This is a genomic window from Bordetella ansorpii, assembly GCF_900078705.1.
GTDB classification, from domain to species: Bacteria; Pseudomonadota; Gammaproteobacteria; order Burkholderiales; family Burkholderiaceae_B; genus Bordetella; species Bordetella ansorpii_A.
The window spans coordinates 218,566-233,404 of record NZ_FKIF01000006.1; the positions used below are offsets into that span (position 1 = coordinate 218,566).

The 14,839-nt window shown below is 67.8% G+C and carries 16 protein-coding genes; 7 read left to right on the top strand and 9 right to left on the bottom strand.

Features of this window, described 5'->3' with window-relative positions; translation table 11 throughout:
• Nucleotides 1-28: 28 nt before the first annotated feature.
• Nucleotides 29-754: an arginyltransferase gene (locus A6745_RS11395; RefSeq protein ID WP_066126948.1), complete on the top strand. Its 726-nt coding sequence runs from the start codon at nt 29-31 to the stop codon at nt 752-754.
• 111 nt (nt 755-865) lie between these two features.
• A complete protein-coding gene (locus A6745_RS11400; RefSeq protein ID WP_066126950.1) occupies nt 866-1,912 on the top strand; it encodes a quinone-dependent dihydroorotate dehydrogenase in 1,047 nt (348 codons plus the stop codon).
• A 209-nt stretch (nt 1,913-2,121) separates the two neighbouring features.
• Here A6745_RS11400 and phaP read toward each other — a convergent pair whose 3' ends face one another.
• On the bottom strand, nt 2,122-2,709 hold the full coding sequence (phaP, locus tag A6745_RS11405; protein ID WP_066126952.1) for a TIGR01841 family phasin: 588 nt from the start codon (nt 2,707-2,709) through the stop codon (nt 2,122-2,124).
• A 467-nt stretch (nt 2,710-3,176) separates the two neighbouring features.
• Here phaP and A6745_RS11410 point away from each other — a divergent pair, with 467 nt between their 5' ends.
• Entirely contained in the window at nt 3,177-4,154 is a 978-nt protein-coding gene (locus tag A6745_RS11410) for a tripartite tricarboxylate transporter substrate-binding protein (RefSeq protein WP_066126953.1), read from the top strand.
• 125 nt (nt 4,155-4,279) lie between these two features.
• Here A6745_RS11410 and A6745_RS11415 read toward each other — a convergent pair whose 3' ends face one another.
• The 4 genes from A6745_RS11415 to A6745_RS11430 form a co-directional block, all read right to left on the bottom strand.
• The gene (locus A6745_RS11415; RefSeq protein ID WP_066126956.1) at nt 4,280-5,365 is read right to left on the bottom strand and encodes an AbrB family transcriptional regulator; all 1,086 of its coding nucleotides are present in this window, start codon (nt 5,363-5,365) and stop codon (nt 4,280-4,282) included.
• Entirely contained in the window at nt 5,358-6,242 is an 885-nt protein-coding gene (locus tag A6745_RS11420) for an IclR family transcriptional regulator (RefSeq protein WP_066128728.1), read from the bottom strand. Before A6745_RS11420 ends, A6745_RS11415 begins: the two co-directional genes overlap by 8 nt.
• A gap of 150 nt (nt 6,243-6,392) precedes the next feature.
• Complete coding sequence (locus tag A6745_RS11425; protein WP_066126958.1) at nt 6,393-7,202, bottom strand: competence/damage-inducible protein A; 810 nt, start codon at nt 7,200-7,202, stop codon at nt 6,393-6,395.
• 18 nt (nt 7,203-7,220) lie between these two features.
• On the bottom strand, nt 7,221-8,033 hold the full coding sequence (locus A6745_RS11430; RefSeq protein WP_066126961.1) for an EI24 domain-containing protein: 813 nt from the start codon (nt 8,031-8,033) through the stop codon (nt 7,221-7,223).
• Between the two features lie 64 nt (nt 8,034-8,097).
• Between A6745_RS11430 and A6745_RS11435 the strand changes: the two genes are divergently transcribed.
• On the top strand, nt 8,098-8,487 hold the full coding sequence (locus A6745_RS11435; RefSeq protein ID WP_066126964.1) for a thioredoxin family protein: 390 nt from the start codon (nt 8,098-8,100) through the stop codon (nt 8,485-8,487).
• Between the two features lie 74 nt (nt 8,488-8,561).
• On the opposite strand, the gene A6745_RS11440 is transcribed toward A6745_RS11435, so the two are convergent.
• The 3 genes from A6745_RS11440 to A6745_RS11450 form a co-directional block, all read right to left on the bottom strand.
• The gene (locus A6745_RS11440; protein WP_066126966.1) at nt 8,562-10,031 is read right to left on the bottom strand and encodes a DEAD/DEAH box helicase; all 1,470 of its coding nucleotides are present in this window, start codon (nt 10,029-10,031) and stop codon (nt 8,562-8,564) included.
• Nucleotides 10,032-10,215: 184 nt separating this feature from the next.
• Nucleotides 10,216-10,545 (bottom strand): AzlD domain-containing protein, encoded by a 330-nt coding sequence (locus A6745_RS11445; RefSeq protein ID WP_066126970.1) that lies wholly within the window; start codon nt 10,543-10,545, stop codon nt 10,216-10,218.
• A gap of 10 nt (nt 10,546-10,555) precedes the next feature.
• Nucleotides 10,556-11,305, bottom strand: coding sequence for an AzlC family ABC transporter permease (locus A6745_RS11450; RefSeq protein ID WP_066126973.1), 750 nt, complete (start codon nt 11,303-11,305; stop codon nt 10,556-10,558).
• Nucleotides 11,306-11,443: 138 nt separating this feature from the next.
• On the opposite strand from A6745_RS11450, the gene A6745_RS11455 reads away from it, so the two are divergent.
• The 3 genes from A6745_RS11455 to A6745_RS11465 are packed head-to-tail and all read left to right on the top strand — an operon-like array spanning nt 11,444 to nt 13,219.
• Complete coding sequence (locus A6745_RS11455) at nt 11,444-11,659, top strand: zinc-finger domain-containing protein (RefSeq protein WP_066126975.1); 216 nt, start codon at nt 11,444-11,446, stop codon at nt 11,657-11,659.
• A 21-nt stretch (nt 11,660-11,680) separates the two neighbouring features.
• Nucleotides 11,681-12,103: a YybH family protein gene (locus A6745_RS11460; protein ID WP_066126978.1), complete on the top strand. Its 423-nt coding sequence runs from the start codon at nt 11,681-11,683 to the stop codon at nt 12,101-12,103.
• A 15-nt stretch (nt 12,104-12,118) separates the two neighbouring features.
• On the top strand, nt 12,119-13,219 hold the full coding sequence (locus A6745_RS11465) for a YheT family hydrolase (RefSeq protein WP_066128731.1): 1,101 nt from the start codon (nt 12,119-12,121) through the stop codon (nt 13,217-13,219).
• 45 nt (nt 13,220-13,264) lie between these two features.
• Here A6745_RS11465 and A6745_RS11470 read toward each other — a convergent pair whose 3' ends face one another.
• Nucleotides 13,265-14,731: a M48 family metalloprotease gene (locus A6745_RS11470; RefSeq protein WP_066126981.1), complete on the bottom strand. Its 1,467-nt coding sequence runs from the start codon at nt 14,729-14,731 to the stop codon at nt 13,265-13,267.
• Between the last annotated feature and the right edge of the window lie 108 nt (nt 14,732-14,839).

The window sequence follows — 14,839 nt, forward strand, 5'->3', positions numbered from 1 at the left end:
CGATTCGCGGCCTCCCGCGCGCGACCCCATGAGCCAGCTCAAAGAACTTCCCTTCTCCACGCTGCAGTTCTACTCGACGGCGCCCTATCCGTGCAGCTACCTGCCCGGCAGGCAGGCGCGCTCGCAGGTCGCGGCCCCGGGCCACCTGATCAACGCCGGCACATATTCCCAACTGGTCGAACAGGGTTTCCGCCGCAGCGGCCTGTTCACCTACCGTCCGCATTGCGATCATTGCCGGGCCTGCGTGCCGGTGCGCGTGGATACCGCCCGCTTCACGCCCAACCGCAGCCAGCGGCGCGCCTGGCGCTTCCACCAGCCGCTGCGCGCCTTCGTGGCCGAGCTGGCCTGGTCGGCCGAGCACTACGCGCTCTACACCCGCTACCAGCAGGGGCGCCATCCCGGCGGCGGCATGGACGACGACAGCCGCACACAGTACGCGCAGTTCCTGCTGACCACGCGCGTCAACACCCGGCTGGTCGAATTCCGCGCGCCCGACGGCGTGCTGGCCATGGTGTCCATCATCGACGTGCTGGACGACGGGCTGTCCTCGGTCTACACCTTCTACGACCCCGAGGCGCCGGGCAGCCTGGGCACCTACAGCATCCTGTGGCAGATCGAGCAATGCCGCATGCTCGAGCTGCCCTTCCTGTACCTGGGCTACTGGATCCAGGAGAGCCGCAAGATGGCGTACAAATCCAGCTTCAAGCCCTTGCAGATGCTGGTCGACGGCAGTTGGCAGGAACAGGCTGCCTGATCCCCTGGTGTTGCCGCGGGCCAACCATTGGCGACGCGGCCCTTCGGACATCCGCGCGGCGCCCACCGGCGCGCCGCCGCCGCGCGCGTCACTGGACTACAATTCCGCCCCATGTCGATCCTGTTCCAAGCCTATCCCCTGGCCCGCGCGGCGCTGTTTGCCATGGACGCGGAAACCGCCCACGAAGTCACGCTGGCCAACCTGCAGCGCGTCTACGACTGCCAGGCCACGCGCCGGCTGCTGCATACGCAGCCGCAGGCTCCCATCGAACTGCTGGGCCTGAAACTGGCCAACCCCGTCGGCCTGGCCGCGGGACTGGACAAGAACGGCGCGCACATCGATGCGCTGGGCAACCTGGGCTTCGGCTTCATCGAGGTCGGCACGGTCACCCCGCGCGCGCAATCCGGCAATCCCAAGCCGCGCATCTTCCGCCTGCCGCGCTCGCAGGCGCTGATCAACCGCATGGGCTTCAACAACCTGGGCCTGGATGCGTTCATCGCCAACGTGCAGCGCAGCCAATGGCGCCGCGACGGCGGGGTGCTGGGCCTGAACATCGGCAAGAACGCCGACACGCCCATCGAACGCGCGGCCGACGACTATCTCATCGGCCTGGCCGGCGTGTATCCGCATGCCGACTACGTCACGGTCAACATCTCGTCGCCCAACACCAGGAACCTGCGCGCGCTGCAGGGCGGCGACGAGTTGATCTCGCTGCTGTCCCGCCTGCGGGACAAGCGCCGGGAACTGGCCGACCAGCATGGCCGCCAGGTGCCGATGCTGGTGAAGATCGCGCCCGACCTCGAACAGGATCAGGTCGACGCCATCGCCGATGCCCTGCCCACGCTGGGCGTGGACGGCGTCATCGCCACCAACACCACGCTATCGCGCACGGCGGTGCAAGGCCAGCCCCATGCCGACCAGGCCGGTGGCCTGTCCGGTCCCCCGGTGCACGAACTGTCGCTGAAGGTCATCGAAAGGCTGCGCGCGCGCGCCGGCCGCTCGCTGGCCATCATCGGCGTGGGCGGCATCGTGTCGGGCAAGGAAGCCCGCGAAAAAATGGCCGCCGGCGCCGATGCCGTGCAACTCTACACGGGCCTCATCTACCGCGGTCCGGCGCTGGTCGAGGAGTGCGTGCGGGCGCTGGCCGTCGCACGTTGAAACCGCTTCCCCAAGGCCACGTCCCCCGCGGGGCGTGCGGCCAATGCCGTCGGCGCACCCACCGCGGCATGACGTAGGCACGAGACGCCCGACATAATAGGGACGCCGTCGAGTCCGGAAATAAAAAGGGGCCACCCGAAGGTGGCCCTAATTCCAACTCTGCTCTGTTCTTCAACAGTACTACAGAGTGGGGCTACACGACAGCCCTGTTACGCAGTCGCGCGACGGGTGGCGGTACGCGTAGCCTTGCCGGCGGCTTCAGCGGCATCGGTGGCGGCCTTGAACGTGGCGTTCGCGGCGGCATTCATGTTGGATTCGGCGACTTCAGCGGCCTGCTTGGCAGCCTTGGTCAGCGAGTCATAGGCGCTGTTGGCGGTGGCCAGCGAGGACTTCAGCATGGCGACGGCGCTTTCCGAACCGGCCGGAGCGTTCTTCGACAGTTGCTCGACGGCTTCGGCCACTTGCTGCTGGCCTTCGGCGATCTGCTCTTCAGCCAGCTTGGCCAGTTCGGTCTGCACGCCGGCGACGATGTCGTACACGTGCTTGCCGTAGGCCAGGGCCTTCTCGGCGCCCGGCTGGACCAGGCTGGTGCCGAAAGCGGCGACTTCCTGCGGGTCGGTCAGGCCAGCGGCTTGCTGCGACTTCTGGGCGACTTCATCGATGGTGGCACGGACGACCTTCATGTTCAGGTCGACCAGCTTTTCGAAACCGCTGAACATGGCCGTTTGCGCGGCGATCAGGGTATTGATGGAAGCCTTCTGGCGGGCCAGCACTTGTTGCGGAATGGCATTGTTCATGGGGTATCTCCTGGTTTATGGCCGGCTCGACGGCACATGAATGGGTCTGCGACGAAACTTTGGAACGTGCGCGGACTGGTACCTTGTAACTCCCGCCGGCCCGTTTGCTGCACTGCACAAAGTGTATTCTAGACTTCGTACATTGCAAGTCAAGTATTTCTTGTGCAACGCAATACTTATTTGCACTTTACCGCCACGGTGCGGCCATCGCGCGGACGCCTCAAATAAACGATGCCATATGCGACAGCGTCCGACGCCCTATTCGCCAGGAAGTTTTGCCGGGAAACCCGCCCATATCCCCCTTGCGACATGTCCGCCTGCGTGCGCCCCCGGGGAAAATGGGGGAAATACCGGGGTGACGATGCGTCGATTGTTTTCTAGACTTGCTGCATGCTGATTGCAATATTTGTGGCGGCGCTCGCCGACCACGCAGAAACCACAATTTCAGCTCACCCCCTGGAGACTTCATGACCCGCTATACCCGCAAGCTGTCGGCCGCGCTGGCCATCGGCGCCTTGTTCGCCACCGGCGCCGCTCATGCCGAGTATCCCGATCACGTCGTGAACATGGTCGTCCCGTTCGCCGCGGGCGGCCCGACCGACAACGTGGCCCGTTCCCTGGCCGAAGCCATGCGCCCCTCGCTGGGCCAGACCATCGTGGTCGAAAACAAGGGTGGCGCCGGCGGCACCATCGGCACCACGCAGGTGGCGCGCGCCAAGCCCGACGGCTATCAGGTCCTGCTGATGCACATCGGTTTCTCGACCGCCCCGTCGCTTTACAAGAACCCCGGCTACGATCCGTTCGATGGCTTCGAGCCCATCGGCCTGGTGGTCGACGTGCCGATGACCGTCATCGCCCGCTCCGACTTCCCGCCCAACAACATCAAGGAACTGGCCGAGTACGTCAAGAAGAACGCCGACAAGGTGTCGCTGGCCAACGCCGGCATCGGGGCCGCCAGCCATCTGTGCGGCACCATGCTGTCCGACGCGCTGGGCGTCAACCTGCTGACCGTTCCGTACAAGGGCACCGCGCCCGCCATGAACGACCTGCTGGGCAAGCAGGTCGACCTGATGTGCGACCAGACCACCAACACCACCCAGCAGATCCAGGGCAAATCGGTCAAGGCCTACGCGGTCACCAGCCTGCAGCGCGTCCCCACGCTGAAAGACCTGCCCACCATGGACGAGTCCGGCTACAAGGGCTTCCAGGTCGGTATCTGGCACGGCATGTGGGTGCCGAAGGGCACGCCCAAGCCCGTGGTCGACAAGCTGGTGAAGTCGCTGCAGGCCGGCCTGGCCGATCCGAAGTTCCAGGAGCGCATGCAGCAGCTGGGCGCCACCGTCATGACCAAGGAAGCCAATCCCCAGGCCCTGCAGGCCAAGGTGAAGCAGCAGGTTCCGCAATGGGCCGAACTGTTCAAGAAGGTCGGCCTGGAGAAGCAATAAGGTTCGCGGGCATACCAAGACCGGGAGCCGGCATGGCCGAACCTCCTGGCGCCGGATAACAACGACAGTTGCAACGCTCGTCCCCGCCTGCTTCGGCCGCGCGGGGATTTTTCTTGCCGGCCTCGTCAGCCCCGACGGATCGCGCCGCCCCTGGCGTGATGCGCGACCCATTTCGCCAGCCAGGGCCCCAGCAACATCACCATGACGAAGCGCGCGGTCTGCAAGGCCATGACGAATGGCAGGTCCACCGGACTGGACGCCGCGATGATGGCCACCGAATCGGCCCCGCCCGGGCTGGTGGCCAGATAGGCGGTCAGGGGATCGACGCCGCCGAACTCGGTCAGCAGCACGGCCAGCACGCCGCACAGCGCCATCAACGCCAGCACCGACAGCAATACGCGCGGCAGGGCGCGCAGCGCGTGCATCAACACCTCGCGGTCGAAACGCAGGCCGATGTTCCAGCCGATGGCCGCGTAGCACAGCACCATCAGCCAGGGCGGCAGCGTGATGTGCAGGTAGCCGGTGTTCTGCAGCGCCACCGCCATGAACATGGGCAAGAGCAGCGAGCCCGCCGGCAGGCGCGCGGCGCGGGCCAGCCAGGCGCCGCCGACGGCCACCGCCAGCGTGGCCGCGAACGACCCGCCCGGCAACGCCGGAAACCAGTCGATGGCAACGGGATGCCCTCCGGCGGGCAGGCCCCAGATGCGGGAGACGGCGGCGGCGACCAGCACCACCAGCACCACGCGCAGATACTGCATGAATGCCACCAGGCGCACGTCGGCATCGTAGGCTTCGGCCATCAGCACCATGGCGTTGGCGGCACCGGGCGACAGGCCCCACACCGCCGTGCTGCCCGGCAGCACGCCGCGGCGCGCCAGCGTCCAGCCCAATGCGCCGCTGGCCACGATGACGCACACCACCGCCGCCAGGCAGAGGGCCCAATCCGCCGCCAGCGCGGCCAGAATGTCCGGCTGCATGCTGCGCGCGATCAGGCAGCCGATCAGGCCTTGCGACGCCACGAACGACCAGCGCGGCGTGAGCACCTTGACGCCGTTGACGGCCGCCACGATGGCGCCGCCGATGGCGCCCAGCAATACCGCCGCCGGCAGGCTGACGGCCTCGAAGAGCAGGATGAAGGGAAGCGAGATGCCAAGCAGCGCGGCCCATTGCGCGGGCCGGCTCAGGCGGCCCAACGACCGTGGCTCAGGCATGCCGGTTGGTGGCGGATGCTCCCGCGGCAAGCACGGCCGACAACCCCGTATCGTCGGGATGGGACCCGGGCTCGAAGCCCAGCGCCTCTGAAATGCCCGCGGCCGCGTCGACCAGCAGGCGTATCCATTCATCCTGCAGGCGTTCGGCGGGCGCGGAGATCGACAGGCCCGCCACCAGTTTGCCCGTGTCGTCGAAGATGCCGGCGGCGATGCAGCGCACGCCCAGTTCCAGCTCTTCGTTGTCGCGCGCGTAGCCGTGGCGGCGCACCTGCGCCAGCTCGCGCTCCAGGCGATCGATTTCGGTCAGGCTGTTGCGCGTGTGGCCGGCCAGGCCGGTGCGCAGCGCATAGGCGCGCACGCCCCGCGAATCGGACGTGGACAGGAACAGCTTGCCCGTGGACGTGAGGTGCAGCGGCGCCCGGCCACCGATGGCGCGCACCACCTGCATGCCCGAGCGCTCGCTCCAGGCGCGGTCGATGTAGACGATCTCGTCGCCCTGCTGCACCGACAGGTTGATGGTCTGCCCGGTCTGCCGGTGCAGGTTGCGCATGACCGACAGCGCGGCCTCGCGCACGTTCAGGCGCCCCTTGACCAGCGAGCCCAGCTCCAGCAGGCGCATGCCCAACTGGTACAGGCCGTTGTCGACCCGCTCGACGTAGCGGCCCACGACCAGGTCATTCAGGATGCGGTGCGCGGTGGAGGCATGCAGGCCGGTAGTGGCCGACAGTTCTTTCAGCGTGACGGGTTCGGGCTGCGCCGCCAGGGCGTCCAGCAGCCGCATGGCCCGGTCGATGACCTGGATGGCAGGCTCCTGCCGGCCGCCGGATTTGGCGTCCGGGTGCTCAGACTGCGCAGGCTCGGAAAACAGGCGGGACATGGTGGGCGTCCAGGGATGCGCCAGGTGAATCGCGACAGCGATGCCGCAGCGCAGCAAAAATTTGACTTATCGTATTGTGAAATTATGGCTGCGTTTTGGCAACCGCTTTTTCACTCGCGCCCCGCAAGCCCGCCTGCCCGGGAGAGGGCGTCAGGCGGGCACCGTCAGGCTGCCGCCCAGCCGCTGCACTTCCGTGCGGAAGAAAGCCAGCGCCTCGGCCGCGGCATCCGGGTCGCCCTTCACCCCAAGCTCAAGATGGGCCGGGCCGCCCTTGTCGCCCATGTACGGCAGGCTGAAGGCGCGCACGCCGGGCCAGCGCAGCTCGATGGCCTCCATCGAGGGCGTGATGCGCGACTCGGGCATCTGGTAGGCCAGGAACGAATGCTCGGCCAGCACCACGGCGTGATGCAGGTCGCGATAGCGCGTGTCCAGCGTCCATTCCAGCATCGGCCACGCCATCACCGGAAAGCCCGGCACGAAGGTGTGGTCCCGGATGAAGAAACCGGGAATGCGGTTGTACGGATTGGGCACGACCTCGCAGCCCTGCGGGAACATGCCCATCTGCAGGCGCTGGCGGTTCTCGGGCGCGTCCATGTCGGGCGGCGGCAGTCCCTTTTCCTTGGCCATCTCGGCGGTGCGCAGCGCGATGGCGCTGGCGGCCTCGGGATGCAGCGCCAGCGGCAGGTCCAGCGCGGCGGCGGCGGCCTGGCGGGTGTGGTCGTCGGGCGTGCCGCCGATGCCGCCGCACGACAGCACCACGTCGCCCGAGGCGAAGGTGCGGCGCAGCGCGCGGGTCAGGGCCTCGCGGTCGTCACCCAGGAACTCGGCCCAGGCCAATTGCAGCCCTCGGGCGCCCAGCAGTTCGATGATCTTGGAGAAATGCTTGTCCTGCCGGCGGCCGGACAGGATTTCGTCGCCGACGATGATCAGGCCGATGCGGCGTACAGGTTGAGCTGACATGTGAATGGGCTTCCGTGATTATTCTGGACGGACGGTGGCCTGGGCCTCGATGACGCGTTCGCCACGCAGCCGCGCGAGCGCATCCAGCCCGAAGTGGGCGTAGACCAGGCTGGAGTACACCGGCAGGATGACCCAGGCCGGCGGCAGCAGGTTGATCAGCGAGCAGATGAGCCCGATCAGCCAGAACGAGCCGTTGTGGCGCTTGAGCAGCAGGCGCCGCTCTTCGGGGCTGGCGTGTTCGGCGATGGCGTCCACCCGCATCATGTGCGAGAACGCATAGGCCCACCAGAAGATCGACAGCACCAGCGCCAGGGGCGGCACCAGCCACAGCGGCAGGGTCAGCAGCCAGCCCGCCGCGAAGATGAGGCTGACCGAGACGGCGTTCCAGACACTGACGGCGGTGGCATTGCGGCCCTGCAGCTTCACGCCCGCGTACTCGCGCTGCCCCACGTGGCGCAGCACCAGCGGCATGACGAAAATGGCGGCGATGGTCAGCCCCAGGATGCCCGACACCGGCAACAGCACGGCCGCCGCAATCACGGGAATCAGGTACAGCTTGAGCGAGAACAGCCCGATGCCCACCAGCCAGGCGTCGACGTCGTTGACGACCTGCCACTGGCTGGCCTGCACGCTCAGCCAGTCGGTCAGCGGGGACCAGAACAGCCACAGCAGCAGGATGGCGCCCAGCAGCGCGATGACGAAGGGCATGAGCACCGCGAACAGCATGTTCGGGTGGCACTGGGAGACGGCGGCGCGGCGAAAGGCGCGCGCCACGCTGGCGGCCCCCGCCACGGCCGCGCCAGGAGTGATGTCGGTACGGGGAGCAGTCATGAGGCGGGGCGCAGAGTCGGCATGCCGGGTATCATAGTCTCAAACACGTTGCCCTTCGCCCCCCATGCCCCTGCTCGTACCCGGTACCGACGATGCCGCACTGCGCACCGCGCTGGCCCGCCCCGACACCTGGCTGGTCGCCTGTTTCTGCGCGGCCTGGTGCGACACCTGCAACCAGTACCGCCCCAAGCTCGACGCCCTGTCCGAGGCCCGGCCGCGGCATGCCTACGCCTGGATCGACATCGAAGAACAGCCCGACCTGCTGGGCGACGTCGACGTCGAGAACTTCCCCACGCTGTTCGTGCAGGCCGGCGACCGGGTGCTGTTCTACGGCCCCATGCTGCCGCACATCGGCCACCTGGAACGCCTGTTGGACACGCTGGACGGCAACAGCCCGGCGGTGGCTACCGAGCTGCCGGACATCAAGGCCATGCTGGCTGGCGCCACGGCCTGACGGCGGCTCCCACATGGCCAAAAAGCCCTTCGAAGGGCTTTTTTCGTTTCTGGAACCGCCGCTGGGCCCGCGGATCAGTTCTTGCGGCTGCCGCCCAGCAACACGGCCAGCTGGCGCTTGGGCGCAGCCGGGCGGTCTTCTTCCTTGCGGGCATCCGTGTCGGTGGGCGCGGCAGAGGCGGAAGGCTCGTAGGGCTTGAGGAAGAAATCGTCCACCGGACGGCGTTCGGGGCGCGAGCGGCCACCGCGGTCGGCACGATCCGAGGTGCCGCGATCGCGGTCGCCACGGCTGGGGCGGTCGCCGCGATCACCGCGGTCGCGCTCTTCGCCGCCACGGCCATGGCTGCGGGCCAGCAATTCGGACGGCAACTCGAGATTGCCGCGCGGCACTTCGCGCTTGATCAGCTTCTCGATGTCCTGCAGGTAGCGCTCTTCCTCGGGGGTGAACAGCGCGATGGCCTCACCACTGGCGCCCGCCCGGCCGGTACGGCCGATGCGGTGCACGTAGTCTTCGGAATTGTGCGGCAGGTCGTAGTTGATGACGCAAGGCACGCCGGCCACGTCCAGGCCGCGCGCGGCCACGTCGGTGGCTACCAGCACTTCCAGCTCGCCTGCCTTGAAGGCTTCCAGCGCCTTCATGCGGTCAGCCTGGGTCTTGTCGCCGTGGATCGACTCGGCCTTGACGCCGTCGCGTTCCAGCTGGCGCGCCAGGCGGGCGGTGCCGATCTTGGTGTTCGAGAACACGATGACCTGCTTCAGGCCGCGCGACTTGACCAGATGCACGACGGCGGCGCGCTTGGCTTCGCCCGTCATCTTGTAGGCGATCTGCGTGACCGTGTCGGCCGTGGCGTTGCGCGCCGCGACCTCGATTTCGACGGGCTGGTTCAGAAAGGTGCGGCCCAGCTTGCGGATCTCGTTGCTGAAGGTGGCCGAGAACAGCAGGCCCTGGCGCTGCGGGGGCAGCAGCCTGATGATGCGGTCCAGGTCGGGCAGGAAGCCCATGTCCAGCATGCGGTCGGCTTCGTCCAGCACCAGGATGCCGACCTGGCTGAGGTTCACGTTCTTCTGTTCGACGTGATCGAGCAGGCGGCCCGGCGTGGCGACCAGCACCTCGCAGCCCTGGCGCAGTTCTTCCTTCTGCGGGCGGATGTCGACGCCGCCGAACACCACGGCCGAACGCAGCGGGGTGCGCTTGCTGTAGCGCTTGACGCTTTCGAAGACCTGGTCGGCCAGTTCGCGCGTGGGCGTGAGGATCAGCGCGCGCACCGGATGGCGCGCGGGCGAGGCGCTGGGATTGGCCAGCGGCATCAGGCGATGCAGGATCGGCACCGTGAACGCGGCGGTCTTGCCCGTGCCGGTCTGGGCGGCGCCCATGACGTCACGCCCCGCGACCACCACCGGAATGGCCTGCGCCTGGATGGGCGTGGGGGTGGTGTAGCCGGTTTCGACGATGGACTGGAGCAGGAGCGGGTGCAGACCGAAATCGGCGAAGGTGCGCGAAGGCGCGTCTGCGGCGGGCGCTGCGGGAGAGGTAGATTGCGTCATCAAGTGTGGCAGATACCGGGGCGGTGAAAGAACAAAACGGAAATACAACGCGTCCCGGATTGCTGTGGATAACTTATTTTAGCAGCCGGCCGCCCACGATCCCAACCCGTCCGCCCGAACACGGGAAAACCGGGCCGGCGCACGCGCCCGGAACCCGGTCTGCCGCCCCCCCCCCGCGCGGGAACTATCCGGCCAGCCAGCGCAGCGCCCACAGGGTGCACATGCCCGAGACGATGACCAGCACGGCGTTGCGGGTGCGCAGGAAGACCAGGATGCCGACGATGCCGGCCACCAGCTTGTAGTCGAAGACCGGGCCGATGCCGGTGCGCCAGGGCAGCATGTCGGGCACCAGGATGGCGGTGAGCGCCGCGGCCGGCGCGTAGCGCAGCGCGCGGCGCACGCCGTCGGGCAGCGGCAGGTAATCGCCGAACAGCATGAAGCCGGCGCGCGTGATGATGCTGCACGCCGTCAGCAGCAGGATGGCCGAATAGACGTAGATCTCGAAAGCACTCATGCCGGCCTCATCATGCGGGCTTTTTCAGATAGCGCTCGGCGGCGATGCCGGCGATGATGCCGACCACCACGGCGGCCGCCAGCCCCAGGCGCAGCGGCAGCGCCTGGCCCACCCAGGCAGTCAGGCCGGCGGCCAGCATGGACACCAGCACCGGCCGGGAACTGGCCAGCGGCACGGTGATGGCCAGCAGCGCCAGCACCGCCGCGAAATCGAGCGACCACGAGATCGGCACCTGCGAAGCCAGCACGATGCCCAGGATGGACGCCGTCTGCCAGGTGATCCAGCCGGGCGTGATGGCGCCCGCGAAGTACCAGACGTGCTCGCGCGTGCCGCGCTGCGACGCCTCGCCGAAGCGGGACATGAACAGCACGAACCCCATGTCGGTGGTGAAATAGCCCATGGCCAGGCGGCGCGGCCAACTGAGATGGCGGAAATACGGCTGCAGCGCCGCGCCGAAGATGATGAAGCGCAGGTTGACCACGAAACCGGCCGCGAAGATGAGCCACAGCGGCGCGCCCGCGGCGATCAGCGGCAGCGAGGTCAGTTGGGCCGAGCCCGCGTACATCAGCAGGGTCATGGCCAGGGCCATGGACTCGGTCAGCCCCGACTTGACCATGGCCACGCCGGTGACCAGGCCCCACGTGGACGTGGCGACCAGCGCGGGCGCCACCGCATGCACGCCAGCCAGGAAGGCCTCTTTGCGTTCGCGCCGTGTCTCCTCGGCGTCGGATGCTGCGTAATTGTCGGAGTCAGAAGCCAAGGACGAGCCCCTGGCGGATGTGGCGGGACGGCATGGAACCTGGACGGCAGAAATGGATCGATATTGTAGCCTTCGGCGCTTGATACAATACGCGCGACGATTGCCCGCCGTATCCCGGCTTTTTTCAGGAATACCTCAATGACCGCTGCTGCCTCGGCTGCCGTGCCCGCCCAGGAAGTCATCGAAGTCGGTGCCGAAGACCTGCCCATCCACTGTCCCGGCCCCAAGGCCCCGCTGTGGAGCATGCATCCCCGCGTGTTCCTCGACGTGGCCCACACCGGCTCGGCCCGCTGCCCGTACTGTGGCGCCGAATACCGCCTGAAGCCCGGCACGGTCCTGCGCGGCCACCACTAAACCCTAGTTGCGCGGCTTGCCATGTTCGCCACACCCGACGAAGCGGAACACGCCTTCTACGACGCCCTGGAGCAAGGCGACCTCGACCGCTTGATGCAGGTCTGGGCCGACGACGAGGAAATCGTCTGCATCCATCCGGGCGGCTTGCGCATCGTGGGCCACATGGCCGTCCACGAGTCGTGGCAGCAGATCCTGTCCAACGGCCCGCTGCACCTGCGCCCCCTGCGCCCGCTGGTCATACAGAGCATGATGTGCGCGGTGCACGTGCTGGTCGAACAGGTCTCGGCCGTCACGCGGGAAGGCACGCAATACGCCACCTGCTACGCCACCAACATCTATCACAAGGGGCCCGCCGGCTGGCGCATGGTCATGCACCATGCCTCCGCCGCGCCGCCCGAAGCCGGGGTGCTCGACCTGCACGACATCCCGGACAGGCTGCACTAGGCCCGGATGGTCTCGTTGGCTGCATCCCGTCTCGACACCACGCCCTGCCCGGTTCCCCCGTGGCTGCCCGGCCGGCATAGCCAGACGGTGTATGCCGCCCTGCTCGCGCAGTATCACCGGATCGCGTTCGTGCGCGACCGCGTCGATACCCCCGACGGCGACTTCGTCGATTTCGACTGGACGGGTCCGGGACTGTTTCCGCACAAGGCGGCCGACGGCAGCCCCATCAGCGGCCAGCCGCCCGTGGCCGCCGGCAAGGTCGCGGCCGCGCGCTGGATCGCGCCGGCCGACTGGGCCTCGCTGCCACAGGTGGCCGACACGCCCGCCCTCATCCTGTTCCACGGGCTGGAAGGCGGCAGCGCCAGCCGCTATGCGCAATCCATCGCGCACCATTTCCGTGCGCGGGGCTGGATCGTGGCCATCGCGCACTTCCGCGGCTGCTCGGGTTCGCCCAACCGCCTGGCGCGCGCCTATTATTCCGGCGACTCGGCCGAGGTCGGCTTCATGCTGGAAACGGTGCGCAGCCGCGTGCCGCACGCCCGCTGGCACGCCGTGGGCGTATCGCTGGGCGGCAACGCCATGCTGAAGTTCATCGGCGAACAGGGCGACGCCCTGCCGTGGCTGGCCGCCGCCTCGGCCGTATCCGTGCCGCTGGACCTGGCCGCCGGCGGCCGTGAACTGTGCAAGGGCTTCATCGCGCGCCAGATCTACTCGCGCTATTTCCTGAAGACGATGAAGCGCAAGGTGCTGGAGAAGGCCAAGCGCTTTCCGGGCGCCATCGACGTGCTGCGCATCGCCCACGCGCGCGACCTGCGCGATTTCGATGACGCCTACACCGCGCCCATGCACGGATTCCGCAACGCGCTCGATTACTGGACGCGCGCCTCCAGCAAACCCTGGCTGGCCCACGTGAAGGTGCCCACGCTGGTGCTGAACGCGCGCAACGATCCCTTCCTGCCCGAAAGCGCCCTGCCCGGCCCGGCCGACTGTTCGCCCAGCGTGCTGCTGCACCAACCGGCCCAGGGGGGACACGCGGGCTTTCCGACCGGCGCCTTCCCCGGCCACCTGAACTGGCTGCCCCAGCGCCTGGGGCGGTTCTTCGAGACCGGGCTGTAAACCGCGCCAGCCGCGCCCGAGGGCGCGGGTTTCACATCCTTCCCGTCACGACTTGAAGCGCTGCAGCAGTTCGCGCTCGTCGGCCAGCTTCTGCTTGACTTCCTTGATCTGCACGTCGATCTGCGATTGTTCGTAGAAGTCTTGCGAGATGCCGCGTGCCTGCTGCAACTGCGATTCGGCGGCGGCATAGGCGCCGGTCTGCAGATAGAAGCGCGCCATGTTGCGGCGCGCGGCCACCGTGCGGCCATTGCGGTCCTCGCTCTGGGCCAGCATCTGGTACAGGCCCGGCTCGTCGGCGCCCCATTGCTCGATGCGGTCGCGCAGGTAGTCCTGGGCCTCGTCGTTGCGGCCCGCGTCCTGCAGCACGGTGGCGTAGGCGATGCCCAGCGCCCGCCGGTCGGGCCAGCGCTTGATGGCCGCCTGGGCCTGCCGCATGGCCGCGCCGTCGTCCTTGCGCGCCAGGGCGATGTCGATGCCCAGCTTGGCCAGTTGCGGCGATTGATGGCCGCCCTCCTGGGCCATCTCCCAGGCCGTGGTGGCCTGCTTGGTCTCGTTGCGCTGCAGATGATAGAGCGCCAGGCCGTAGAACGCCGCCGACTTGCGCACGCCGGACAGCGCGCGCGACTCGTCCTGCAACTGCTGCTGCGCCGTGCGCAGGCTGAGAGCGTCGCGGCCCTGCACCACCCGCAGCTTGGCGCGGATATACCAATAGTCGTCGCTGTCCACATGGCGCACGGTAGACAGCTCGCGGATGCGGTTCTGCACGTCCGACATCCGGTCGATGGACAGCGGGTGGGTGCTGGCCCACGAGCCGCCGCCCATGCCCTCGTTCAGGCGGGAGGCATTCATCAGGCGCCCGAACATGCGCGCCATGCCGCTGGGGTCGTAGCCCGCCTTGGACAGCATCTGCAGGCCGGTGCGGTCGGCCTCGCGCTCGGCGTCGCGCGAGAAACCCAGTTGGCGGTTGATGGCGGCCGCCTGCCCGAAGGCGGCAACGCCCATGGCCAGGTTCCCGCCGCCGCCGGCCAACGCGGCCAGCAGCGCGCCGGCCAGGCTGGCCAGCATCACGGTGCTGTTCTGGTTCTGCTGGGTCATGCCGCGCGCGATGTGGCGCTGCACCACGTGCCCGATTTCGTGCGCGAGCACCGCCGCCAGTTCGGATTCGCTGTCGGAGGACACCACCAGGCCGGAATTGACCCCGACGAATCCTCCTGGCATGGCGAAGGCGTTGATCTCGGGATCGCGGACCGGAAAGACCTCGATGTCGGGCACGCCGCCGGGCGCGTTCATGGCCAGCTTGCGCGCCATGGTGGTGAGGTACTGGCTGATCTCGGGGTCGTTGATGTAGGTCGGGTCGCGCCGGCCCTGCGCCATGATGGCTTCGCCCAACTGCCGTTCGGTGGCCGGCGACAGCACGTCGGCCGACGCCGCCCCCATGGAAGGCAGGCCGACCGGCTGCGCGATGACGGGCGCCGCAGGCACGAGAATTGCTACGCAAATCCCGATGGCCATGGTGCGACGCAGAAATACCGAAGGATGTGTCATGTTACGACTCTGCATGGCACTATGATAGCCATACCTTTTGCAAGTTCGCCTACACATAATTCTTATCTACTCTGG